This window comes from Streptomyces sp. NPDC044719, assembly GCF_056433405.1.
Genome location: NZ_JBWKHE010000006.1, coordinates 64,056 through 86,247 on the forward strand (window position 1 = coordinate 64,056; position 22,192 = coordinate 86,247).

General features: G+C 71.9%; 18 protein-coding genes. 10 read left to right on the top strand and 8 right to left on the bottom strand.

Features of this window, described 5'->3' with window-relative positions:
- Window positions 1–91 precede the first annotated feature (91 nt).
- Window positions 92–1,195 carry an NHL repeat-containing protein gene (locus tag AC07DF_RS23935; protein WP_478974845.1) on the top strand — a complete coding sequence of 368 codons (1,104 nt, stop codon included), beginning with the start codon at window positions 92–94 and terminating at the stop codon, window positions 1,193–1,195.
- A 13-nt stretch (window positions 1,196–1,208) separates the two neighbouring features.
- Here AC07DF_RS23935 and arfA read toward each other — a convergent pair whose 3' ends face one another.
- The 4 genes from arfA to AC07DF_RS23955 form a co-directional block, all read right to left on the bottom strand.
- A complete protein-coding gene (gene arfA, locus AC07DF_RS23940; RefSeq protein ID WP_478974848.1) occupies window positions 1,209–2,720 on the bottom strand; it encodes an arabinosylfuranosidase ArfA in 1,512 nt (503 codons plus the stop codon).
- 82 nt (window positions 2,721–2,802) lie between these two features.
- A complete protein-coding gene (locus AC07DF_RS23945) occupies window positions 2,803–3,651 on the bottom strand; it encodes a carbohydrate ABC transporter permease (RefSeq protein WP_382493099.1) in 849 nt (282 codons plus the stop codon).
- Entirely contained in the window at window positions 3,648–4,592 is a 945-nt protein-coding gene (locus tag AC07DF_RS23950; RefSeq protein ID WP_478974853.1) for a carbohydrate ABC transporter permease, read from the bottom strand. Before AC07DF_RS23950 ends, AC07DF_RS23945 begins: the two co-directional genes overlap by 4 nt.
- Entirely contained in the window at window positions 4,589–5,944 is a 1,356-nt protein-coding gene (locus AC07DF_RS23955) for an extracellular solute-binding protein (protein ID WP_478974856.1), read from the bottom strand. Before AC07DF_RS23955 ends, AC07DF_RS23950 begins: the two co-directional genes overlap by 4 nt.
- Window positions 5,945–6,205: 261 nt before the next feature.
- On the opposite strand from AC07DF_RS23955, the gene AC07DF_RS23960 reads away from it, so the two are divergent.
- The 3 genes from AC07DF_RS23960 to AC07DF_RS23970 are packed head-to-tail and all read left to right on the top strand — an operon-like array spanning window position 6,206 to window position 9,434.
- Window positions 6,206–6,817, top strand: a complete 612-nt coding sequence (locus tag AC07DF_RS23960) for a toxin-antitoxin system, toxin component family protein (RefSeq protein WP_478974859.1) — start codon at window positions 6,206–6,208, stop codon at window positions 6,815–6,817.
- Window positions 6,814–8,034 carry an MAB_1171c family putative transporter gene (locus AC07DF_RS23965; RefSeq protein ID WP_478974862.1) on the top strand — a complete coding sequence of 407 codons (1,221 nt, stop codon included), beginning with the start codon at window positions 6,814–6,816 and terminating at the stop codon, window positions 8,032–8,034. Before AC07DF_RS23960 ends, AC07DF_RS23965 begins: the two co-directional genes overlap by 4 nt.
- Complete coding sequence (locus tag AC07DF_RS23970) at window positions 8,031–9,434, top strand: NAD(P)/FAD-dependent oxidoreductase (RefSeq protein WP_478974865.1); 1,404 nt, start codon at window positions 8,031–8,033, stop codon at window positions 9,432–9,434. Before AC07DF_RS23965 ends, AC07DF_RS23970 begins: the two co-directional genes overlap by 4 nt.
- A 60-nt stretch (window positions 9,435–9,494) precedes the next feature.
- On the opposite strand, the gene AC07DF_RS23975 is transcribed toward AC07DF_RS23970, so the two are convergent.
- From AC07DF_RS23975 to AC07DF_RS23990, 4 genes are all read right to left on the bottom strand, one after another.
- The gene (locus AC07DF_RS23975) at window positions 9,495–10,355 is read right to left on the bottom strand and encodes an SMP-30/gluconolactonase/LRE family protein (protein ID WP_478974868.1); all 861 of its coding nucleotides are present in this window, start codon (window positions 10,353–10,355) and stop codon (window positions 9,495–9,497) included.
- Window positions 10,352–11,125 carry an IclR family transcriptional regulator gene (locus AC07DF_RS23980; protein ID WP_478974871.1) on the bottom strand — a complete coding sequence of 258 codons (774 nt, stop codon included), beginning with the start codon at window positions 11,123–11,125 and terminating at the stop codon, window positions 10,352–10,354. Before AC07DF_RS23980 ends, AC07DF_RS23975 begins: the two co-directional genes overlap by 4 nt.
- A 178-nt stretch (window positions 11,126–11,303) precedes the next feature.
- The gene (locus tag AC07DF_RS23985; protein WP_478974874.1) at window positions 11,304–12,548 is read right to left on the bottom strand and encodes a PucR family transcriptional regulator; all 1,245 of its coding nucleotides are present in this window, start codon (window positions 12,546–12,548) and stop codon (window positions 11,304–11,306) included.
- 2 nt (window positions 12,549–12,550) lie between these two features.
- A complete protein-coding gene (locus tag AC07DF_RS23990) occupies window positions 12,551–12,703 on the bottom strand; it encodes a hypothetical protein (RefSeq protein WP_478974877.1) in 153 nt (50 codons plus the stop codon).
- A 215-nt stretch (window positions 12,704–12,918) separates the two neighbouring features.
- Between AC07DF_RS23990 and pgfA the strand changes: the two genes are divergently transcribed.
- The 6 genes from pgfA to AC07DF_RS24020 all read left to right on the top strand — a co-directional run bounded on the left by pgfA (window position 12,919) and on the right by AC07DF_RS24020 (window position 22,179).
- On the top strand, window positions 12,919–13,914 hold the full coding sequence (gene pgfA, locus AC07DF_RS23995) for a cell envelope lipid trafficking protein PgfA (protein WP_478974880.1): 996 nt from the start codon (window positions 12,919–12,921) through the stop codon (window positions 13,912–13,914).
- 241 nt (window positions 13,915–14,155) lie between these two features.
- A complete protein-coding gene (locus AC07DF_RS24000) occupies window positions 14,156–15,307 on the top strand; it encodes a glycosyltransferase family 4 protein (RefSeq protein ID WP_478974883.1) in 1,152 nt (383 codons plus the stop codon).
- A complete protein-coding gene (locus AC07DF_RS24005; protein WP_478974886.1) occupies window positions 15,304–16,065 on the top strand; it encodes a class I SAM-dependent methyltransferase in 762 nt (253 codons plus the stop codon). Before AC07DF_RS24000 ends, AC07DF_RS24005 begins: the two co-directional genes overlap by 4 nt.
- Window positions 16,062–20,192 carry an alpha-(1->3)-arabinofuranosyltransferase gene (locus AC07DF_RS24010; RefSeq protein ID WP_478974889.1) on the top strand — a complete coding sequence of 1,377 codons (4,131 nt, stop codon included), beginning with the start codon at window positions 16,062–16,064 and terminating at the stop codon, window positions 20,190–20,192. The genes AC07DF_RS24005 and AC07DF_RS24010 overlap by 4 nt, the downstream gene beginning before the upstream one ends.
- Window positions 20,189–21,433 carry a condensation protein gene (locus AC07DF_RS24015; protein WP_478974892.1) on the top strand — a complete coding sequence of 415 codons (1,245 nt, stop codon included), beginning with the start codon at window positions 20,189–20,191 and terminating at the stop codon, window positions 21,431–21,433. The genes AC07DF_RS24010 and AC07DF_RS24015 overlap by 4 nt, the downstream gene beginning before the upstream one ends.
- The gene (locus tag AC07DF_RS24020; RefSeq protein WP_478974895.1) at window positions 21,430–22,179 is read left to right on the top strand and encodes a class I SAM-dependent methyltransferase; all 750 of its coding nucleotides are present in this window, start codon (window positions 21,430–21,432) and stop codon (window positions 22,177–22,179) included. The genes AC07DF_RS24015 and AC07DF_RS24020 overlap by 4 nt, the downstream gene beginning before the upstream one ends.
- Window positions 22,180–22,192 lie beyond the last annotated feature (13 nt).

The window sequence follows — 22,192 nt, forward strand, 5'->3', positions numbered from 1 at the left end:
ACCGGATCGAGCCGTCCTCGTGCATTGCCTTCTGCGGCACGCTGGTTCACCGTGTTGGCCTTTCAAGGGCTTTTGACCGGGAGGGGAACTCGTGCGAAGACGGCGTTTCATCAGCGGGTTAGGTGCGGTGGCCGGGGCCGGGCTCGTTCCGGCGAGCGGTGGGACGGCCTGGGCGGCGGCTGAGGGTCCCCTCGGCGAGGCGCGCGTGTGGCAGGCCGTCACCGCCCCGGGGGCCACCGGCGCCGCGCAGTTGATCGACGTGGCGGCCGCGGGGCCGTCCCTCGCCTGGGCCGTGGGTGAGGAAGGCCGCAGCGGCAGCGTCCGGGGGACGGCCCTGGCCCTGGCGTGGGACGGCACGGCCTGGCGGCGCACCGGCCCCGGCTTCGGCGGTCACCTCAACTCCGTCGCCGCCGCACCCGACGGCTCCGCCTGGACGGTCGGCACCGACAGCTCCGGCACCGCCCGGCTCCTCACCTGGGACGGCACGGCCTGGAAAGACGCCGACTTCCCGGGGCGCGGGGCGGCCGGGACCTCCCTCACCGGAGTCACGGCCGGGCCCACCGGCCACGTCTGGATCTCCGGCCGGAACAGCGACGGACAAGTGCTGCTGCACGGCCACAACGGCAGCTGGACCTGGCTGGCGGCACCCCCGGCCACGACCACCGTCGCCCCGTCGGGCGTCCACCGCGCGCCGTGCGGCGACCTCTACGTCTACGGCAGTGAGCTCGTCGCCCGCTGGGACGGTGCCGCCTGGACCGTACTGCCGGCGCCCGGCGGCATCCGTGCCTCCTTCACCGGGCTGCTCCCGGTCACCCCCGGCGACATCTGGCTGACGGGCTACGACTACGGCATCGGCGGTCCGCCCGGAAAGCCACCGGGCGTGCGCCTGCTGCACGGGGACGGCAGCACTTGGGAGAGCGTCACGGCACCGTTCGGCGTCGGCATGCTGACCGGCATCGTGGGCGACGCGCAGGGCCGCCCCGACCGCATCGCGGGCTGGGACTTCTGGGACCAGACCCGGGCCCACTACCTGCGGTGGGACGGCACGGCCTGGGTGAGCGAGCGGGGGCCGGTGGCCACGACCCCCGTCGTGATGAACTCGCTGGCGTCCGTGCCGGGTTCGGGCGGCTACTGGGCGGTCGGCACGACCTCCACCTCACCGTCCTCGTCCGCCCTGCCCCGTATCGAACGCTGACCCGCCCGGCTGTCTAGGCCAGCCGGATCACGTTCCAGGACAGCGGCTCCAGGACGGTGCTCAGCGTGCCGTCCTTAAGAGCCGTGTCCTCGACCGCGTGCGGCGCGACCCGCTCGGGGTCGTCGAGGGTGTTGCGGGCGTCGGGGTCGGCGTCCGCGAGGGCGCTGTGCTCGACGACCGACGACAGGCCGAGGCCGCTCAGGGCGACCTCGAGCGGCAGCGCCTCGGTGCGGCTGCGGTTGACGGCGAACACGGTGACCATGCCGTCCTCGGCGCGTACGGCGGTGGCGTGCAGCAGGTCGGCCTCGCCGTACTTCTTCGTCTCGTACGTCGGTGAGTCGACGCGTACGTCGAGGACCTGGCCGCGGCCGTACCGGCTCGCCTGCGCGAACGGGAAGAACGTCGTCTGGCGCCAGGCCGGGCCGCCCGGCTCCGTCATGATCGGCGCGATGACGTTGACGAGCTGGGCGAGGCAGGCGACCGTGACGCGGTCGGCGTGCCGGAGGAGGGCGATGAGGAGCGAGCCGAAGACGACCGCGTCCATGACGCTGTAGTTGTCCTCCAGCAGACGGGGGGCCTCCGCCCAGTCCCGCGCGCCGGAGTTCTCGATCTCGTGCCATTCCGAGATGTACCAGACGTTCCACTCGTCGAAGGAGAGGTTGATCTTCTTCTTCGACTTCAGCTTCGCGCCGATGTGGTCGGCGGTGGCGACCACGTTCTCGATGAAGGACTCCATGTCGACGGCGGAGGCCAGGAAGGAGTCGAGGTCACCGTTCTCGGGCTGGTAGTAGGCGTGCAGGGAGATGTGGTCGACGAGGTCGTACGTCTCCTCCAGGACCGTCGCCTCCCAGGCGGCGAAGGTCGGCATGGCCTGGCTGGAGGAGCCGCAGGCGACGAGTTCGACGCCCGGGTCGATCTGGCGCATGGCGCGGGCGGTCTCGGCGGCGATCCGGCCGTACTCCTGGGCGGTCTTGTGGCCGGTCTGCCAGGGGCCGTCCAGCTCGTTGCCCAGGCACCACAGCTTGATGCCGAAGGGGTCCTTGTCGCCGTGCGCGGCACGGAGGTCGGACAGGGCCGTGCCGGCGGGGTGGTTGGCGTACTCCTGGAGTTCGAGGGCCTCGGCGACGCCCCGGGTGCCGAGGTTGAGGGCCATCATGGGCTCCGCCTGAGGGCCGATCTTCTTCAGGAAGGCGATGTACTCGGAGAGGCCGAAGCGGTTGGTCTCGGTGGAGCGCCAGGCGAGGTCGAGGCGGCGGGGGCGGTCCTCGACGGGGCCGACGGAGTCCTCCCACTTGTAGCCGGAGACGAAGTTGCCGCCGGGGTAGCGGATGGCGGTGACACCGAGTTCCCTCACGAGGTCCAGGACGTCCTGGCGGAGGCCTGCCGCGTCCGCGGTGGGGTGGTCGGGTTCGAAGATGCCGGTGTAGACGCAGCGGCCGAGGTGTTCGACGAAGCTGCCGAAGAGGCGAGGGTTGACCTCGCCGACCGTGAAAGCGGGGTCGAGGGTGAAGCGGGCGGTGTGCATGCTTGCCTTTCGAGGTTCAGTTTCGTCTGCGGGTCTGTGGGGGCTTGTCGCGCAGTTCCCCGCGCCCCTGAAAAGCAGGGCGTTATTGCCCTGCCAAACCGGTATGTGCGACACCCGCCACGATCTGCCTCTGGAAGAACACGAAGACGATGATCAGGGGCAGGCCCGCCATCAGGCCGCCGGCCATGAGCTGGGCCCACTGGATGCCGTAGGAGTTCATGACGGTCGCGATGCCGTTCGGCATGGTCATCAGGTCGGGGTTGTTGGTCACCATGTAGGGCCAGAGGAAGTTGTTCCAGGAGGCGATGAAGGTGAAGATGCCGACCGCCGCGAGGGAGGGGCGGGAGAGCGGGAGGACGATGGTGAAGAAGACCCGCCAGCGGCCCGCGCCGTCGATGAACGCGGCCTCCTCCAGTTCGCGCGGGATGCCCTGGAAGAACTTGTAGAGGATGTAGACCATCGCGGCGGGGGCGCACTGCGGCAGGATCATGCCCCAGTAGGTGTCCACCATGCCCATCTGCTGGACGGTGGTGAACAGCGGCACGCCGAGCACCGCCGGGGAGATCATCAGGCCCGCCATGACCAGCCCCATCAGGGCGTTCTTGCCGCGGAACTCGGTGCGGGCGAAGCCGTATCCGGCGAGTGCGCTCACCAGCAGGACGACGGACGTCACGCAGACCGAGACGACCAGGGAGTTCACGAACCAGTTGGTGATGTTGCCGGTCTCGAAGAGGGCCTTCCAGGCCTGGCCCGTCCAGTCCTCGGGGAGCCAGTGCGGAGGGACCTCCACCGCCTCTGTCTCCGACTTGAGCGAGGTGAACAGGCCCCAGGCGAAGGGGGCCAGGAAGACGGCGGACACGGCGGCGCCGAGGAGGGTGAGCACGATCTGGCTCGGTGTCCACGGCTTGCGGGGGTGCGCGGCTGTGCTCATCGGGCGGCCTCCTCACGGCCTCGCAGCAGCCACATCCGGGCGAGGGCGACGGCCGCGATGATCACGAAGAAGATGACGGAGATGGCGGAGGCGTAGCCCACGCGGTAGCTGGTGAAGCCCTCTTCGAGGGTGTACTGGACGAAGGTGCGGGTCGATCCCTCGGGGCCCGGGAGGAAGTCCATCATCACGACGGCCTGGTCGAAGACCTGGAGCGAGGCCAGGATCTGCAGGGCGATGACGAGTCCGGTGATGTTGCGCAGCATCGGCAGGGTGATGTGGACCATGCGGTGCCAGGCGTTCGCGCCGTCCAGTCTGGCGGCTTCGTAGAGGTGGCCGGGGATGCCCTGGAGCGCGGCGAGGTAGAGCAGGAAGCTGAAGCCGACCGTCCACCACAGGGTCTGGATGACGATGGCGAGCATCGCGTAGGACTTGTCGGTCAGCCAGGGCGTCTCGATGCCGAAGACGTGGTTGATCATTCCGGTGCCGGGGTTGAACAGCCACTGCCACAGGTTGGCCGCGACGGTGGACGGCAGCAGGAACGGGGCGAAGAAGCACAGCCGCCACAGCCACTTGCCGCGTTCGATGTGGTGGGCGAGCATCGCGAGGAGGAAGGCGAGGACCGTGATGCAGGGGACGACCAGGAGCGTGAAGTACGCGCTGTGGCCGAGGGAGTCCCACATCAGCGGGTCCTCGAGGGCCTCACGGTAGTTGTCGAGGCCGACGAAGCTCGCGCCTTCGCCGGAGATGTTGGCGTCGGTGAAGCTGAGCCAGACGCCGCGCAGCAGCGGCCAGATCACGAACAGGGCGAAGAGCGCGAGGAACGGGGCGACGAACCAGCCGCCGTGCTGGAAGCCCTGGCCGGGGCGGAGGCGGGCGCTCGCGGCGGCGGTCTTCACGCGTGCGGGTGCGGCGATACCGGTCTGGGCGCTGGTCGCACTCATGCGGCCGCACCTCCCTCTGCGGCGGTGTGGCCGTCCATGGGGTTCTTCATGGCGAGCAGCTGGGTGAGCGCGCTGTTCATCCGGCGGGCGGCGGTCCCGGGCTCGGCGGAGCCCACCGTGGCGGAGACGACGATCGGGCCGACGCGCTGGGCGAGGATGCCGGTGGAGCCCGCGAACCACACCTTCGGTTCGGTGGCCTGGTGGTCCATGGCCGACACGTACTCGCTCTGCGGGTCGAGCTCCCTGTACGCGGCGGTGGACAGGGTCGGCGTGTAGGCGGGGATGTGGCCGCCCGCCGCCCACTGCTGAGCGTGCCGGACGACGTAGGCGGCGAGTCGGTGGGCGGCCTCGTTGGCGGGGCCGCCGCGGTCGGACTGGTGCGGCAGGACGAAGGCGTGCGACTCGGCGTGGGTGGCCTGCTTGCCGAAGACGGGTGGCAGCGGGGTCGCGCCGTAGTCGAGCTTCGCTCCGGAGTAGACGGGGACCGACCAGTTGCCCTCCCAGGCGAAGGGCGCGCCGTTGACGAACTGTTCGGCGCCGACGGAGCCCATGCCCGGATCTGCGTAGCCGTCGGCGGTGTGGCGGCGCAGGAACTCCAGGACCTGGGTGGCCTTGTCGGTGTCGAAGGTGACCTCGGTGTGGGCGGCGTTGAACCAGGTGCCGCCGAGCTGGGTGTAGAAGGCGACGAAGAACCACCACTGGAAGTTCTGGTCGTTGGCCCACATGCCGATGGTCTGGAGGCCCTTCCTGGTGGCCTTCCTGGCCTCCTTGAGGACGTCGAACCACTCGTCGGGGGAGGTGACCGGCACGATCCGCCCGTCGTCGCCGAGCAGCCCCGCCTTCTTCAGCACGTCCTTGCGGTAGAAGCAGAGCTGGACGTGGATGTCGAGCGGGAGGGCGTAGAGCTTGCCGTCGAGGACGGCGCGCTTCCACAGGGCGGGGTTGAAGTCCTCCTCCCGTACGCCGTACTTGCCGAGCAGGCCGACGTCCCAGGGGTCGAGGAAACGGCCGGGCGAGAAGCCGGTGACCCGGCCGAGGTGCATGACGCCGAGGTCGGGTGCGCGGTTGCCCGCGGCGGCCATGGCGAGCTTGGTGTAGAAGGGGCTGCCCCACTGGAGCGTGGAGTCCTTCACCGCGATGTCCGGGTTGTCCTTTCGGAAGGCGTCCAGCATGGCGATCATGTTGGAGCCGTCGCCGCCGCTGAAGAGGTTCCAGTACCGGACGCGGGTGTTCGCGCTGGAGGCGAGTGCGTCGGCTCCGGTGCCGACCGCGGCGAAGCCGAAGCTGCCCGCGACCAGGAGTCCTCCGAGTCCGCCCAGCAGCTGTCTGCGGTTCAGGTCAGGTCGTCCCATGCCCTGCCTTTGCTGTCGGTGTGCCCTAACTGTCGGTGTGCTGGTTCGGTATTTCGACAATCGCTCGTCACTTCGAACGGGACCGTAAAGAGGAAGCGCTTGCGCGTCAATGGCCCGGCCGGACTGTGGACACGACGTTCCGTACAAGAACGGTCGTTCTCCGTTGAACTACGGCCGTTGGATCGCATGACGTGAACACTTTCGGGCGCGTAGTCTCGGACCCGCTGCCAAGCCGTCGGCCGGCGGTGAGAAGGGGGAGCGATGGACATCGCGGGCGCGCGGATGAGGGCCGCCCGAGTCACCGCCGCGTTCAGGCGCTCGCGACGTGGCTCCGCCATGCGCGGCCTGGCCGCCGGGCTCGCCGCCGGGGTCCGGGCCAGAGAGCAGTCCCCCACCGACGTACGGTCGTTGTGCCGGGCGCTGTGCGAGGAGATGAGCGCGCGGCGCGGAGGGCGTCCCGTCGAGCTGCGTTTCGAGCGCTTTCCCGACGAGATCGAAGTGACCGGGCTGTGGGTCGAGTTCCAGGACTTCGACCTCGTCATCGTCGAGGAGCGCGCCGAGGCGGTGCAGCAACTGGTCATCCTGGGACACGAGTTGTGGCATCTGCACGCGGGGCACGACCACCACCATGTCGCCGGCACGGCGGCGGTGCGGGCCCTGGACCGCGAGCCCGGCTGGAAGTCCCTGGCGCTGACGGTGGCCGCCCGCGACGGCTCGCGCGAGCGGGACGAGGCCGAGGCCGACGCGTTCGGGCACCGGCTGGCGGCGGCGTTCCGCTCCTTCGCGGACGGTCCGCCGCGCGATGCGGACGCCGCTCTCGATCCGGTGCGGCGGTCGATGGGCTACCGGGGACGCGGAGGCAGTGCGCGATGACGAACGCCCGGGACGTCCTGGACGGCTTCTCCGTCTCCTTCTGGCTGCCGATCGGGGCGCTGACCGTCGCCCTGGTCATCAAGCTGCCCAGCCTGGTGAAGATGTGGCGGGACCCGATGCTGCGCGCGGTCGGCGGGCTGCTGCTGTTCGCCTGCGCCGTGTTCGTCTTCGCGTCCCCGGCCGTCATCGGCTGGACCAACCGTGTCACCGGCGTGCCGAACATCGCGGCGCCGCTGGTGTACTCGCTGCTCACCGCGTTGTGCGCGTCGTGGCTGCTGCTGATCGTCGCCTGGCGCAACGGCCTGTCCGACCGCTCGGCCTCGACGCGCCGCGCCGCCCGGTGGGTCGTGTTCGCCTACGCGGGTGTGGTCGTCGCCCTGTGGGTGCTCTTCTGGCTCGCGGACGTCCCCGTGGAGCGCCGCCAGGACCTGGACACGTACTACGCCAACACGCCCTTCATGCGCGAGGAGATCCTGCTCTACCTCCTCGCGCACACCGTGGCCTGCTCGATCACGGCCCGGCTGATCTGGAACTGGGTCCGCACCGACGGACTCGACGCCTGGCTGCGCTGGGGGCTGAGGTTCCTCGGCGTCGGCTACGCGACGAACCTGCTCTTCGACGCCGCCAAACTCACCGCCGTCATCGCCCGGTTGACCGGCAACGACCTGGACTGGCTGAGCACCTACCTGGCCCCCTCGGCCGCCTGCCTGTCGGCGACCATGGTCGCGATCGGGTTCATCATTCCGCACGGCGGCCAGTACCTGCACGAACGCTGGCGCATCCGGCTCGCCCACCGGCAGCTGCGCCCCCTCTATCTGCTGCTGCGCACCGTCAACGGCGGCGGCACCCCCTTCGCCCCGCGCGCCACCGGCGAACTGCGCCTGATCCGCCGCGAGACGTACATCCGCGACGTGCTCCTCCAGCTCTCCCGGCACCTCGACGAGGAGCTGCGGGAACGGTCCTACGACGCGGCCCTGGGGCTCGGTCACGAGCCCGGCCGGGCGAAGGCGCTGGCCGCCGCCGTCATGATCCTGGACGCCGTCGCCGCCCGGGAACGGGCCCCGCGCAGCGACAGCACCGCCTCCCCCTCCGGCTCCGACACCACCTATCTGCTGCAGGAGATCCAGGCCGTGTCCCGAGCCCTGCGGCACCGCGACCACATCGAGGCGGTACGCTCGCGCGCGGCCGCCCCCGGGAGAGAGAACGCCCGCGCATGACTGACAGCTCCACCCCCGCCAGAACCGCCGTCGTCCTGGGGGGATCCCACTCCGGCATGCTCGCGGCACGCGCGCTTGCCGATGTCGCCGACCGGGTCGTCGTCGTGGAGCGCGACGCGCTGCCCGCCGCCCCCGGACCCCGCAAGGGACTGGCGCAGGCACGGCACGCCCACATGCTCTGGTCGGGCGGGGTGCGGGCCATGGAGGAACTGCTGCCCGGGATCACCGGCGCGCTCAGGGAGGCCGGGGCGAACCGGCGGCCGGTCACGACGGACATCGTCGCCCTGGGCACCCGGGGCTGGTTCCGGCGCTGGCCCGAGTCCCACCACGTGCTCCTGGCCGGCCGGGACCTGCTGGACGCGACGGTCCGCGCGCGGGTCCTGGCCGACCAGCGGATCGAGGTCGTCGAGCGCGCGGAGGCGGTGGGCCTGACCGGCACGGCCGCCGCGGTCACGGGCGTGCGGATCCGGCCGTACGCCGGCCCCGAAATCGTCCTCGACGCGGACCTGGTCGTCGACGCCTCGGGCCGCGGCTCCCAGGCCGCGCACTGGCTGGCCGCGCTCGGGCTGCCCGCCGTCGAGCGACGCGAGGTGGACGCGGGCCTGGCCTACGCCAGCCGCCTCTACCTCGCCCCCGCCGCGGCCCGCGACTGCTTCCCGGTCGTCAACGTCCAGCCCGACCGGCGGGACGGCGGACCCGGCCGGGCGGGCTTCCTGCTGCCCGTCGAGGAGGGCCGGTGGATCGTCACCCTGTGCGGCTCGCGCGGCGGTCGGCCGTCCCGGGAGAACGGCGACTTCGTCCGCTTCGCCCGTGAGGACCTGCGGCACCCGATCATCGGCGACCTGCTCGAACAGGCCGAGCCGCTGTCCGACGTGTCCTTCACCCGCACCACCGTCAACCGCCGCCACTTCTACGAGCGGATGCCGGCGTGGCCCGAGAACTTCGCCGTCCTCGGCGACGCGCTCGCCGCGTTCAACCCGGTCTACGGGCACGGCCTGGCGGTCGCCGCGCAGAGCGCCCTGCTGCTGCGGGACACGGTACGGCGGCACGGCTGGGCCCCGCCGGGGCTGTCCCGGCGGATCCAGAAGGCGGTGTCCCGCCCGGTCGGCGCGGCCTGGGACCTCGCCATCGGCCAGGACGTCTTCTACCCGGGCGCGACGGAGCAGGGCCCCACGCTCCGGGACCGGCTGGTGACCGCGTACGTGGACCGGCTGATGTACACGGCGACGGGCAACGGCCGTATCGCCCGGCGGGTGACCGACGTGACGTCGCTGGAGCGGGGGGCGGGGGTGCTGCTGACTCCGTCGGTGCTGCTGGCGGCGGCGGTGGGACCGCTCAAGCCGGCGTTGACCGGTCCGCCGTTGACGGCCGCGGAGCGGAAGGCCGCAGGACTCACCTAGCTGCGGGCACCCGTGCCGCTGGGGGCGGCACGGGTGGGCGGCCTACCCCACCGGCAGACTTCAGCCTCGAAACGCGGGCTGAGCAAGCCCCTTGCCCGCGCCCGGCACCACGAACACCGAACCCGCCAGTGCGGGCGGCTCCGTCAGTCCCGCCCGAGCCGTCGTGATGTACAGGTCGCTCAGGCCGGCCCCGCCGAACGCGCAGGCCGTCACCAACGGCACCGGCAGCTCGATCACCCGGTCCAGTTCGCCGTCCGGTGTGTAGCGCCGTACCGCCGAGCCCTCCCAGAGCGCCACCCACACACAGCCGTCGGCGTCGACGGTCAGCCCGTCGGGAAAGCCCGCGCCGTCCTCGATCTCGGCGAGGGTCCGGCGGCCGGACACCCGACCGTCCGCGTAGTCGAAGACGTCGACCCGCCGGGTCGGGGAGTCGATGTAGTACAGGAGCCGTCCGTCGGGGCTCCACCCCGTGCCGTTGCTGACGGCCACGTCGTCCAGGACGACCTCGACCGTGCCGTCACCGCCGACGCGGGACAGCGAGCCGCCGCCCGGTGCCTCGTCGTAGCGCATCGTGCCGGCCCAGAGCGTGCCGTCGGGTGCCACGGCGGCGTCGTTGGCGCGACGGCCGGGCACGGGCTCGTGGTGCAGCCACCGGAACCCGCCCCCGTCACCGTCGGGATCGAGGAGGCCGATCCCGTCGCGGAGGTTCAGCACCAGCCCGCCGCCGGCGCGCGGCTTGGCCGCGCCCACGTGTTGTTCGGTGCGGCGGACCGTGCGGCGGCCGGTGGCCGGGTCGTAGCTGTGCAGCCGGGAGCCGAGGATGTCGATCCAGAGCAGTCGGCCGGTCGCCGCGTCCCAGGTCGGGCCCTCGCCGAGCTCGGCCTCGGCCCGTACGGCGACCTCGTACGGCTTCGTCGTCATGCCACGCTCCGGTGGCCGAGGTGCTCCGACAGGTCGGCGGCGCCCTTCGCGGCGAGCTGCTCCAGCTCGGCGCGGCGCTCCTCGCTCCAGCGGATCATGGGCACGGAGATCGACAGAGCGGCGACGACCTGGCCGGTGCGGTCGCGGACCGGGGCGGCCACGCAGCTCACGTCCGGGTTGGATTCGCGGTTCTCCACGGCGATGCCCCGCTCACGGATCTCGGTGAGGGCCTCGCGCAGGGCGGCCGGGTCGGTGATGCTGTTGGGGGTCATCGCGACCAGCCCGGCATTGTCCGGGATCCGGGTGGCGAGTTCCTGCTCGGGAAGGGAGGCCAGCAGCATCTTGCCGACGGAGGTGCAGTGGGCGGGCAGCCGGCGGCCGGCCGCCGACACCATCCGCACGGCGTGCGTGGAGTCGACCTTGGCGATGTAGATGACGTCCGTGTCCTCGAGGATCGCCACGTGCACCGTCTCGTCGCAGGTCTCGGCGACGGACCGGGCGACCAGCTGCCCCTCGGCGGCGAGGTCGAGCTGCTCGGCGTAACGGGCACCGAGCTGGTACGGGCGCACGCCGAGCCGGTAGCGTCCCGGCTGGCCGGGCACCGGCACGATGTACTTCCGGGCGGCGAGCGTGGTCACCAGCTCGTGCACGGTGGTGCGCGGCAGCTGCAGCTTGCGCACGATGTCGGGGGCGGACAGCGTCCCGTCCCCGTCGAGGAAGAGCTCGAGAATGTCGAGAGCCCGGGTCACGGCTGGTACGAGTCGTCCCACGACCGGCCCCTCCCTATGTGTCTCAGGCGCCTGTGTTCGAGATACCAACAGGCGATCGGCATGACGAACACAGGCTAGCCATAGAGGTTTGGCCGGGCAATGGGCAGAGGCAGAGCGGGCGGAAACCGACGAGCCCACCACGGGCACGTCGGTGATCATCGGACAGGCCGCCGGAGGCTTACCGCCGCCCCCGTGCCGCCCCCAGCTCCCCCCGCAGCCGCTGTGCCCGCAGTACCAGTTCCAGTTCGAAGCGGCGGTCCGGGTTGTCGATCTCGTCGCCCCAGAGTTCGCGGATCTGGCGGAGGCGGTAGCGGACCGTCTGGGGGTGGACGCCGAGGCGGGTCGCGACCTCGGGGGCTCCGCCTCTGGTCTCCAGCCAGGCCAGGAGCGTTTCCGCGAGGCGGCGGCCGTGGGTGGGGCCGCAGTGGGTCAGGGGGGCCAGGCAGCGCAGGGCCAGGTCGTCGATGAGTTCCTCGGGCTGGAGGAGGACCAGGGCCTCGGTGTGCTCGGTGCAGTGGAGAACCTCGCCGGAGGGGAGGAGGTTCCGTTCCATCAGGCGGACCGCCGCCTCGGCCCAGCGCAGGGACTTCGCCGCGTCGGTGAGCGGGACCGGTGGGCCGATCGCGCCGGACCAGCCGGCCAGGGCCCGGTGCAGCAGCTCGGGGCGGCCCGCCGCGCCCGGGTCGGGCACGACCATGCGGGGCTGCTCGTACTCCATGTCGAGCAGCACGCCCTGGCCGACGGCGGGGGCCATGGCCTCCCGGGCGGGGCGCAGCAGGACGCCGACGGCGACCTTGGCCGGCAGGGGCCAGCCGATGCGGGCGGCCCGCTCGGTGAGTGCTTCGGAGGGGTCGCCACGGTGGTGCTCGGCCAGCAGGAGCTCCATCAGGCGGCGCTGCAGGCGCAGACGTTCGCCGGCCTGGCGGGCCGCCGCCTCCGCGTAGCCGCGTACGGACTGGTCGACGAGGCCGTCCAGGTACTCGTAGCCCGCGTCGACGAGTTCGTACATCGCCGGGGGCGGGATCTCCACCCGCTGACCGATGTCGGCGAAGCGGCGCCAGGCCAGGCGTACGCCCATGCGGTAGATGGCCTGGAGGGAGTCGAGCGAGCGGCCGTTCAGGCCCTCGCCGCGGCCGAAGTCCTGGAAGACGCCGGGCGGGACGGTGGGCCGGCCCTCCGAATGCTCCAGGTGCTGCACGAAGACCTCGATGGCACGGCGGATGCCGACCAGGGCCATCGGCTCGCCGGAGTCGTCCACGACGAACGGAAGATGCGGGTACTCGCGCTGTATCTCGCGGAGGATCTCCTCGGCGAGCGCGGGCGCCTCGGCCATGGCGATCGCCGCGAACCGGCGCACCTGGAAGCGCGGTACGTCGTGCCAGGCCGAGCGTGTGGTGACGGTTCCGGTGCGGGCAGCCGTCACCGTCAACTCCCCTGACCTGCTTGCTCGTATGTGATCAAGGGGGTGTTCGGCTGGTCGGGGGTGGCTTCGAGCAGCGCGACGACGCCCAGCGCGGCGCCCACCGCGAGGGCGGCGCCGAGCGCTACGGTCAGCGCGGCAGCGAGCAGTCTGGACATCGCAGGGTCAGCCTCTCTGTCCGGATTCGTCCGGAGATCATCCGGAGGTCACCCCACCCGGGCACCCCGTCCCTGCCTGTCGCGCCCCAGTCTCGACAAGCATTGACACCCCGTCAAGAGCGGCCTACGGTTCCCGGCCCAACCGCATGCGCGTGCTTCGCCGCCGTGCCGGTCTTCTCGTACGTCGAGCCGTCCCAAGCCACTGGAGTGCCCGGATGCGCCGTACAACCTCTCCGTTTTCCCTGGTCCTGCTGGGTCTCGGCACGTTCCTGCTGGTGCTGGCGCCCCTGCTCGCCTGGTATGTGCAGCCGCGTGCCGCGGTGAATCCGATCGACATCGACACGACGGCCGTCTACAACGGCCGGGGCAGCGTCTTCGACACTGACCGGATCGAGACGGTTCCCGACCGGAAGATCACCGTGACCCAGCGGGTCCGGGGCAATGTCGAGGACAGCGAACGCAGCGGCAAGGCCGTCTGGGACGTGATCACCACGGTCGACACGGACAAGTCGCTGCCGGCCGCCGATCCGCACGACGCGCTGGACTTCACGCCGCACCGCTGGGTGATGGACCGCAAGACCACCCGGCCCGTGCACTGCTGCGGGGAGAAACCGTACATCGAGGGTGAGGCCTATCTGAAGTTCCCCTTCGACGTGCAGAAACGCTCGTACCAGTGGTGGGACAACACCCTCGGCGACACGGTCGTCCTGCGCTACCGGGGCACCGAGAAGGTCCAGGGCTACACGGGCTACAAGTTCACCGGCTCGGTGCCCCCGACCAGGACCGGCACGCGCATGGTGCCCGGCAGCATCGTCGACCAGCCGGACCGGCCGCAGGTGCTGGCCGAGGAGTGGTACTCCAACCACGGGTTCGAGCTGGTCGTCGACCAGGCCACCGGCCGCGTGATCTACGCGCAGACCGGGCCGAAGCGGACCCTGCGGGCGCCGGGCGGGGAGAAGGACGCGGCGGTGCTGCTGGACAGCCGGAAGGTCTCCTTCACGACCGCGACACAGAAGGAAGCGGTGCGGCAGGCGAAGCGGGACAGCGGCCAACTGCGCCTGGTGGGCGAGACGTTGCCGATCGGCGCGGCCCTGACCGGTTTTGTGCTCGCGGTGATGGGTGGTGTTCTCGTGGCGCGTGGGCGGAAGGAGCCGGAGCAGCCTGTTCCGTCCGAAACGCCCGATACGCCCCAGCCCACCCTCACGATGTGATGTGACGTCAGCTCTAACAAAGCCCGAAATTGTCACGCCGGTGAGTAGCCGTGGCGATCGTCCGGGCGAAAACTGTCCAACCCCACCCGAGCACATCCCGTCCACACTCCCCTCCCAGGAAGATCTCAGGCCCCCCACAGGCCGACCTCTTCAAGACTCCCCTTCCCAGACTCCCGTTCGGAACGAACCCCCCACGTTTTCCCACGTTGAGTTCCGCACCCCGAGACGAGTTGGAGCACCCATGCCCCAGCACGTACCGTCCCCGCTGCGCGCCGCTTCCCAGGGCGCGCAGCGACCCCTTCCGGCGCTCCCCCCACATCCGCGCCGGATCGTCTTCCTCGCCCATCGTGATCTGGACAACCCCTCCGCCGGCGGCTCCGAGCTGCTGGTGGACAAGCTCGCCGACGGGCTGACCCGGCTGGGCCACCAGGTGACCCTGCTGTGCGGAGGGCCCGCCGCCTTCCGTGACTACCGGGTCGTGTCGGCGGGTGGCCCGTACGGGCACTATCTGCGCGCCCGTTCCGCCTTCGCCCGCCAGATCGGCGACTGCGATCTGCTGGTCGAGGTGTGCAACGGCATGCCGTACCTGGCGCCGTTGTGGCATCGCGGTCCCACGCTGTGTCTGGTCAACCACGTCCATACGGATCTGTGGAAGATGCGCTTCGGCGGGCCGCTGGCCCCGGCGGCGCGCATCGGCCGAAGACTCGAACACTGGGCGCTGACCGGCGCGCAGCAGGGCAGTCTGATGGTGGCCGTGTCCTCCTCGACGGCCCATGCGCTGCGGGCGATCGGGGTCGAGCGGGACCGTATCCGGGTCGTGCACAACGGGGTCGAGGAGCCGGGGCCGAGAGCCGAGCGCTCGCCCGAGCCGTTGTTCGTCGCCGTCGGGCGGCTCGTCGAGTACAAGCGGATCGATCTGCTGCTGCGGTTGTGGGAGCGGGTGCGGCCGGTGACCGGCGGGCGGTTGGTGATCGTCGGGGACGGGCCGGAGCGTGAACGGCTGGAGCGGCTGGCCGGGCCCGGTGTGGAGTTCACCGGGTATGTCTCCGAGGCCGAGAAGCACCGGCTGCTGTGTGCGGCCTGGTTGTTGCTGCATCCCTCCGCCGTGGAGGGGTGGGGCCTCGTCGTCACGGAGGCCGCGGCCCGGGAGACCCCGAGTGTGGCCTTCGACGTACCCGGGCTCAAGGACTCCGTCGTGGACGGTGAGACCGGGGTGCTCGCGCGGGGTGAGTCCTCGTTCGCCGCGGCCTGGTGTGCGCTGGCCCTGGCCGGGCGGGAGCGGGAGTCGATGGGGAAGGCGGCTCGGGATCGGGCCGCGCAGTTCCGGTGGGATCGGACTGTGCGGCAGTTTCGGGTGGTGGCCGCGGAGGCGGTGAGGGGCTGGGGGCCGTGACACCACCCGTGCGCAGTTCCCCGCGCCCCTATCGCAGCGACCCTTCGTTTCGAAGATCTGTCGCGCTGTTCCGTGCCTTTCTTCATGAACAGGACGATCCCGAATACTGCTACTCATTGCTCGCCCGGGACGCCGTCGATCAGGTCGAGGCGTACGACGGGCCCGTCGCCGGGCGTACCGTCCTGGACATCGGCGGCGGCAGTGGCTACTTCACCGAGGAGTTCCGGCGGCGCGGGGCCCATGCCTATCTGTTCGAGCCGGACATGGCCGAGTTGGGCGAGAAGCCGCCCGAGAGCACCGTCGTCGCCGACGGATACCTGCTGCCCCTCCGGGACGGCATCGCGGATGTCACCTTCTCCTCCAACGTGCTGGAGCACGTGGCCGATCCGGAGACCTTTCTCAGTGAGCTGGCCCGGGTGACGCGCCCGGGCGGGCTGATCTATGTGTCGTTCACCAACTGGCTGTCGCCGTGGGGCGGGCACGAGTGGGCCCCGTGGCACTACTTCGGTGCCGAGCGGGCCCGGGCCCGCTATCTGCGGCGGACCGGCCGGCCCGCCAAGCACACGCTCGGCGAGAACCTGTTCGCGGTGCACATCGGCTCCACCCTGCGGCAGGTGCGTGCCCGCGACGACGTCACGGTCGTCTCGGCGCGCTCCCGCTACTGGCCCTTCCTCGCGGAGACCGTCGTCAAGGCGCCCGGGATCCGCGAGTTCGCCACCTGGAACCTCCTCCTCATTCTGCGGCGGTGTCCTACATGACAACCACGGTCCAGGCTCCTCCACCGGCGGCCGTTCCCACCACCGCGACCGCGGCGGGTCCCCCCGAGGGCCCGCGGTCGCGGCGCTGGCTGCTGGGTTTCTGGGCCGTGGTGTTCGTGTTGTTCCTGGTGGTGCAACCCGGGCGGCAGACCTTCGACACCAAGCTGGGCGTCACCGTCGACCCGGGGCAGTTCCTCGCCGACCTGGGCCAGTTGTGGCACGACCGGGCCGGGTTCGGCGGGATCCAGGACCAGTACGTCGGCTATCTCTGGCCGATGCTGCCGTTCTACTGGCTGGCCGACCTCGTACGGCTGCCGGTGTGGCTGGCGGAGCGGCTGTGGCTGTCGGTCGTCGTGTCCGTCGCCTTCTGGGGTGCGTTGCGGCTGGCCGAGCGGCTGCGGGTGGGGAGTGGGACTTCGCGGTTGCTCGGGGCCGTGGCCTATGCGCTGTGGCCGGTGTTCACGACGGTCATCGGGTCGACGTCGGCCGCCGCGCTGCCGGGCGCGTTCCTGCCGTGGGTGCTGCTGCCGCTGACCAACGAGCGGTACGCCGCCCGGGTCGCGGCCCTGCGCTCGGCGCTGCTCGTGCCGTTCATGGGCGGGGTGAACGCCTCGGCGACCCTGGCCTCGCTGCTGCCGGTCGGGCTCTATCTGCTGTCCCGGCCGCCCGGGCCCCGGCAGCGCAAGCTGATCGCCTGGTGGACCCCGGCCGTGATCGTCGTGACGGCCTGGTGGTGGGTGCCGCTGCTGCTGCTCGGGGTCTACGGCGAGAACTTCCTGCCCTATATCGAGACCGCGCGGACGACCACGGACACCATGTCGGCGACCGAGGCGCTGCGCGGCGCCGGGAACTGGGTCGCCTACCTGCACTTCGGTGAGGCGTGGCTGCCCGCGGGATGGGCCGTGGCCTCGTCGGCCGTCGTGATCGTGTGCTCGGCGCTGGCGGCCGGGCTGGGGCTCGCCGGACTCGCCCGGCGGGACCTGCCCGAGCGGCGGTGGCTCGTGCTGACGGTGCTCGTGGCGGCGCTGGTGCTGCTCGCCGGGTACGGCGGGGCGTTCGGGGCGCCGTTCCACGGGGTGGTGCAGGGCTGGCTGGACGGGTGGCTGTCGCCGTTCCGGAACATCTACAAGTTCCAGGCGGGGCTGGCGCTGGCGCTCGTACTGGGGCTGATCCATCTGGTGGGTGTCGCCGCCGAGCCGCGCGGGGCCCGCCCGGTGCGCGGCCGGCGCCTCGCCCCACTGGTCGCGGCGGTGCTGATCCTGCCGGGGCTGCTGCTGCCGTATCTCAACGGCTCGATCCTCAACCCGGGTTCCTTCCAGAAGCTGCCCACCTACTGGCAGGCCACGGCCGACTGGCTGGAGAAGTACTCCCCCGACTCCCGGGCCCTGGTCGTCCCGGCGACCGCGCACGGCATGTACACCTGGGGCTCCCCCATCGACCAGCCGCTCGACGTGCTCGCCGAGTCGCGCTGGGCGCAGCGCGACTACGTTCCCTTCGGCACGCCCGGCAACCGGCGCGCGATGGACGCCGTCGAGCAGGCGCTGCTGACGGGAGGCGAAGTCCCGGGTCTCGCCGACTACTTGAGCCGGGCGGGGCTGTACTACGTCGTCGTACGCAACGATCTCGACCCCGACCAGATCGGCGCGGTGCCGACCGCGACGGTCAAGCGGACGCTGGAGCAGTCCGGGTACGAGCGGGTGACGGGGCTCGGCCCGGTGATGACGGGCGGCCGGATCGCGCAGGACGCACCGCTTCAGGTCGAGGGGCTGTACGCGCGGCAGCGGGCGGTGGAGATCTACCGGCCGGCCGGTGACGTGCTCCGGCCCGGGCAGGCGGGACTGGCCCCGGTCTCCGACACGGCCGTGGTGTCCGGCGGCCCGGAGGCACTGCTGCCGCTGGCGTCCCGGCTGCGCGGGCGGGCGACCGTCCTGACCGGCGACAACCATCCCGGGCTCGGCACGCCCGCCGTGCAGGTGGTGGGCGACGGGATGCGGCGGGCCGACACCCGGTTCGGCCTGGTCAACGCCGGTACGTCGTACACGTACACCGAGGACGAGCGCAACGCGCCCGACGCCCAGCAGGACCCCGGCGAGGAGCCTCGCCAGATCCTGCCCGCCGAGGGAACCGACCACCAGACGGTGGCCGAACTGCGCGGCGCCGACTCGGTGACGGCGTCCTCGTACGGCAACTGGCTCTTCCACCTGCCGCAGTACGACCCGGTGAACGCCTTCGACGGCAACCCGGACACCGCGTGGGCGGAGGGCGCGCCGGACACCCCGGACGGGCAGTGGCTGCGCGTCGGCTTCACCGGCCCGTACGACATGCCGTCGTCCTTCAAGGTCACGCCGTTGCCGCAGGAGAGCGTGCGGGCGGCGGCCACGAAGGTACGGGTGGAGACCGAGAAGGGCTCGAAGACGAGCTTCCTCCAGCCGAACGGCAGGACGCAGCGGATCAAGGCGCCCGAGGGCACGAGCCGGTGGATGAAGCTGACGATCGTGGACTCGGTGGAGCGCCGGGCCGGTCTGACGGGCGCGGGCTTCTCCGAGATCGACCTGCCGGACATCCAGGTGACCCGGCTGCTGAAGCTGCCGGCCGACGCGGACAACGCCACCGCGGCCGCCACCGTGGTCTCCCTGCACCGCGCCTCCGACCCGACCGGCCTGTCCGCGGTCGGCACGGAGGCCGGTCTGCACCGCCGCTTCACGACCCCGGCCGCCGGGACGTACGAGGTGAAGGCGAACGCGGTGCCGGTGCCGGGCGAGGAACTCGACCGGCTGCTCTACGAGGTCGCGCCCGAACAGCGGACCAGGATCGTCGCCACCGCCGACTCCACGGCGAGCCTCGGCGCGGGCCTGACCGCGCGCAACCTCACCGACGGCGATCTGACTACGGCCTGGATCGCGGGCGACCGGCCGACGATCCACCTGAGCTGGGAGGGCAAACAGGCGGTGGGCGAGCTGGTGCTGGCCCCCGCGGGCGGCCTGTCCACCCGTGCCTCCCAGGTGCACATCAGCTCCCCCGACGGCGCGACGATCGCCGGAGTCGACGAGAACGGCTGGGTCCGCTTCCCGCCGATCACCACGGACCGGCTCGACATCACGGTCACCGAGACCGCCCCGCTGACCCTGCACAACCCGGTCGCCGACGAGGACCTGCGCCTCCCGGTGGGCCTGACGGAGGCGTACCTCCCGGCCCTCGACCAGTACCGCACCCCGCAGCCGGACGGCACCCGGACGTTCTCCCTGCCGTGCGGGAAGGGGCCGGACGTGGCACTGGACGGCGAGCTGTACCAGACGGGCGTGAAGGGGACGGTGCGGGATCTGGTGGAGCGGCGGGGCGTCGAGGTGACGCTCTGCCAGGAGGGCCGGGGCGACTCGGAGGTGCGGCTCCCCGCCGGTGAACACCGGCTGGAGGGCGGTGACGCGGGCCCGCTCGCCCTCACGGACGTGACCCTGAGCCGCGGGACGATTCCCGAGGCCGCCACGGCCGGGCGTGAGCTGGAGATCCAGGACTGGCTGGGCGACCGGCGCGAGGTGACGGTCGGCTCCGGCGCCGCCTCGTACTTCACCACGTACGAGAACTTCAACGACGGCTGGAAGGCCACCCTGGACGGCAAGGAGCTGACCCCGGTGCGGCTGGACGGCTGGCAGCAGGGCTGGCGGATCCCGGCCGGGGCGGGCGGCGCGGTCAAGCTGTCGTACGAACCGGCCACCACCTACGACGCCGGGCTGATCGGCAGCGGCGCCGGCATCGCGGTGCTGCTGGGCCTGGCCGGGTGGCGCCGCCGTGCCCCCAACCCCGACGCGCCTCAGCCGGTCCCGCCGCTGCCCGGGCTGTGGCTCGGCACGGTGGCGCTGACGCTGATCGGAGCGGTGATCGCGGGCTGGTTCGCGCTGCTGGTCCCGGCGCTGGCCCTGCTGGCCTCGCGGCGGCACGCCCTGCTGGTGCCGATCGCGTTCGTGGCGCTGGCGGGGGCGGGGGTCGCTGCCGCGATCGGGGCCGGGGAGCCGGTGGGGTCGGGCACGGGCGCGTTCGGGCACGTGGCCCAACTGCTGGCGCTGATCGGCCTCTTCGCGGGTCTGGTGAGCCTGCGCGAACCCGCGACGGAGAGGACCGAGCCCGTATGACCCCTCCGACCCGCATCCCGTTCCCGGTGGTGGACGAGGTGTCCCGGCACTGCCTTCAGGAGGAGGAGCCGGAAACGGTCCACATCGAGGTCCACCTCCCGGGCCCCCTCGACGAGCCCCGTCTGCGCAAGGCCTTCACGGAGGCCCTGCACCGGCACCCCCGGATCCTGATGCGAGAGGCGAGGGGACCGTGGTTCCGCCGCCGCTACGAGTGGGAGCTGACGGGCGAGCCGGACACGGAGGTGGTGACCTTCACCCCGCAGGGCCCACGTGCGCTGCAGGACGCCAGGACGAGGGCGCTGACCGAGGCACCACCCCTGTCGATATCGCCGCCGATACGGCTCGAGGCAGTGGGATCAGTCCTCCTTCTCACCATCAACCACACCGCCCTCGACGGCCCGGCCTGCCTCCGCATACTCGCCACCGCCGCGGAGCTCTACGGCGGCAGGGACAACAACCCCGCCGCACCCCCGACCCGCCCCGCGGAGCCCGCACAGGAGGCCCCGGACACCCCGGCCAACTGGTCACCCCCCGCGCGGGTGGCGCAGGGCACCCCCGACCCCTCCCCCGGCAACGGCATGCTCGTCACCGAGCTGCCCCTCCCGCACCGTCCCAAGGGCTCCCCCTACACCGTCAACGACCAGCTCATGGTCACCACCGCCCTGACGATCGCCCACTGGAACAGGGAACACGGCGCCCGCCCCCGCCCCCTGCGCATCACCATGCCCGTGGACGACCGCCCCCGCGACACCACGATGCCCATCGGCAACGGCACCCGCCTGGTCGAAGTACCGTTCGCACCAGGCGAGTTGACGGCCGAGATGCCCACCCTGCTCCGCCGGACCGCGGAGCGAACCCGCGCGCTGAAGGCCCTGCCCCGCCCCCAACTGGGCCACGGGGCGGCGCTTCTCACCACCCCCTGGGCCCCGGTCGCCGCCCGTGCCGCCCTCACCCGCGGTCTGCGCAGGGCGGCCGCGCCCTGGACGTCGACGACCCTGCTCAGCAACATCGGCCGTATCCCGTACCCGCTGGACTTCGGCGAGGAGGCGGGCCGCGCGCACGCGGTGTGGTTCTCGGCCCCGGCCCGGATGCCGCGCGGCCTGACCGTCACCACCGCCTCCACGGCCGGCCGTCTCCACCTGGCCCTGCGCTGGTCCCGGGCGCTGCTCAGCCACGGCGACGGCGCCCACCTCCGCGACCTCTTCGAGCACTATCTGCACACCACGGAGGTGGCCCCATGACACCGGCGACGACCACCACAGGACGGCGCCCACCCCGCGACCTGCGCGACTTCTACGAGAACCCCGCCGTCCCGGTGGCGTCCGGCACCCCCCGCAGCCTCCGCCAGGCCCGCATGCTGGCCCGGGCCCTCGGCCCGGCCGCCGAAGGCACCCGCACCGTCCTCGACATCGGCTGCGGCGACGGCACCGCCGCCGCCACCGCCGCGCCCCTCCTGCCCGGCCACCGCGTCATCGGCGTCGACTGGTCCCAGGACGCCCTCAGACGCGCCCGCACCCGCGTCCCGTACGCGGTCCGCGGCGAACTCACCGGCGGCGGGCTGCCGTTCGCCTCCGAGTCGGCCGACGCGGTGCTGTTCAGCGAGGTGATCGAGCACCTCGTCGACCCGGACGCAGCGCTCGACGAGATCCGCAGGATCCTGCGGCCCGGCGGGCATCTCATGCTGTCCACCCCGAACCTGGCCGCCTGGTACAACCGCGCCCTGCTGCTCGCCGGTGTCCAGCCGGTCTTCTCGGAGGTCAGCCTGCGCGGCATCCACGGCCGCCCGGGGAAGGAGGTCGTGGGACACCTGCGCCTCTACACCGCCCGTGCGCTCACGGAGTTCGTCGCCGCGTCCGGATTCACGGTCGTGGGCCTCGAGGGCGCTCCCTTCCACGGCGTACCGCGCCCGCTGCGCCCGCTCGACCGGCTCGCCTGCGCCCGGCCGCGGCTGGCGTCGATCCTGCTGCTGCACGCCAGGAGGACGTAGCCCATGTGGTGGG

Excerpts from the sequence above, each read along its gene's own strand:
- arfA (WP_478974848.1), bottom strand. The coding sequence starts at position 2,720 with ATGCACACCGCCCGCTTCACCCTCGACCCCGCTTTCACGGTCGGCGAG.
- AC07DF_RS23945 (WP_382493099.1), bottom strand. The coding sequence starts at position 3,651 with ATGAGCACAGCCGCGCACCCCCGCAAGCCGTGGACACCGAGCCAGATC.
- AC07DF_RS23950 (WP_478974853.1), bottom strand. The coding sequence starts at position 4,592 with ATGAGTGCGACCAGCGCCCAGACCGGTATCGCCGCACCCGCACGCGTG.
- AC07DF_RS23955 (WP_478974856.1), bottom strand. The coding sequence starts at position 5,944 with ATGGGACGACCTGACCTGAACCGCAGACAGCTGCTGGGCGGACTCGGA.
- AC07DF_RS23960 (WP_478974859.1), top strand. The coding sequence starts at position 6,206 with ATGGACATCGCGGGCGCGCGGATGAGGGCCGCCCGAGTCACCGCCGCG.
- AC07DF_RS23965 (WP_478974862.1), top strand. The coding sequence starts at position 6,814 with ATGACGAACGCCCGGGACGTCCTGGACGGCTTCTCCGTCTCCTTCTGG.
- AC07DF_RS23970 (WP_478974865.1), top strand. The coding sequence starts at position 8,031 with ATGACTGACAGCTCCACCCCCGCCAGAACCGCCGTCGTCCTGGGGGGA.
- AC07DF_RS23975 (WP_478974868.1), bottom strand. The coding sequence starts at position 10,355 with ATGACGACGAAGCCGTACGAGGTCGCCGTACGGGCCGAGGCCGAGCTC.
- AC07DF_RS23990 (WP_478974877.1), bottom strand. The coding sequence starts at position 12,703 with ATGTCCAGACTGCTCGCTGCCGCGCTGACCGTAGCGCTCGGCGCCGCC.
- pgfA (WP_478974880.1), top strand. The coding sequence starts at position 12,919 with ATGCGCCGTACAACCTCTCCGTTTTCCCTGGTCCTGCTGGGTCTCGGC.
- AC07DF_RS24000 (WP_478974883.1), top strand. The coding sequence starts at position 14,156 with ATGCCCCAGCACGTACCGTCCCCGCTGCGCGCCGCTTCCCAGGGCGCG.
- AC07DF_RS24010 (WP_478974889.1), top strand. The coding sequence starts at position 16,062 with ATGACAACCACGGTCCAGGCTCCTCCACCGGCGGCCGTTCCCACCACC.
- AC07DF_RS24015 (WP_478974892.1), top strand. The coding sequence starts at position 20,189 with ATGACCCCTCCGACCCGCATCCCGTTCCCGGTGGTGGACGAGGTGTCC.
- AC07DF_RS24020 (WP_478974895.1), top strand. The coding sequence starts at position 21,430 with ATGACACCGGCGACGACCACCACAGGACGGCGCCCACCCCGCGACCTG.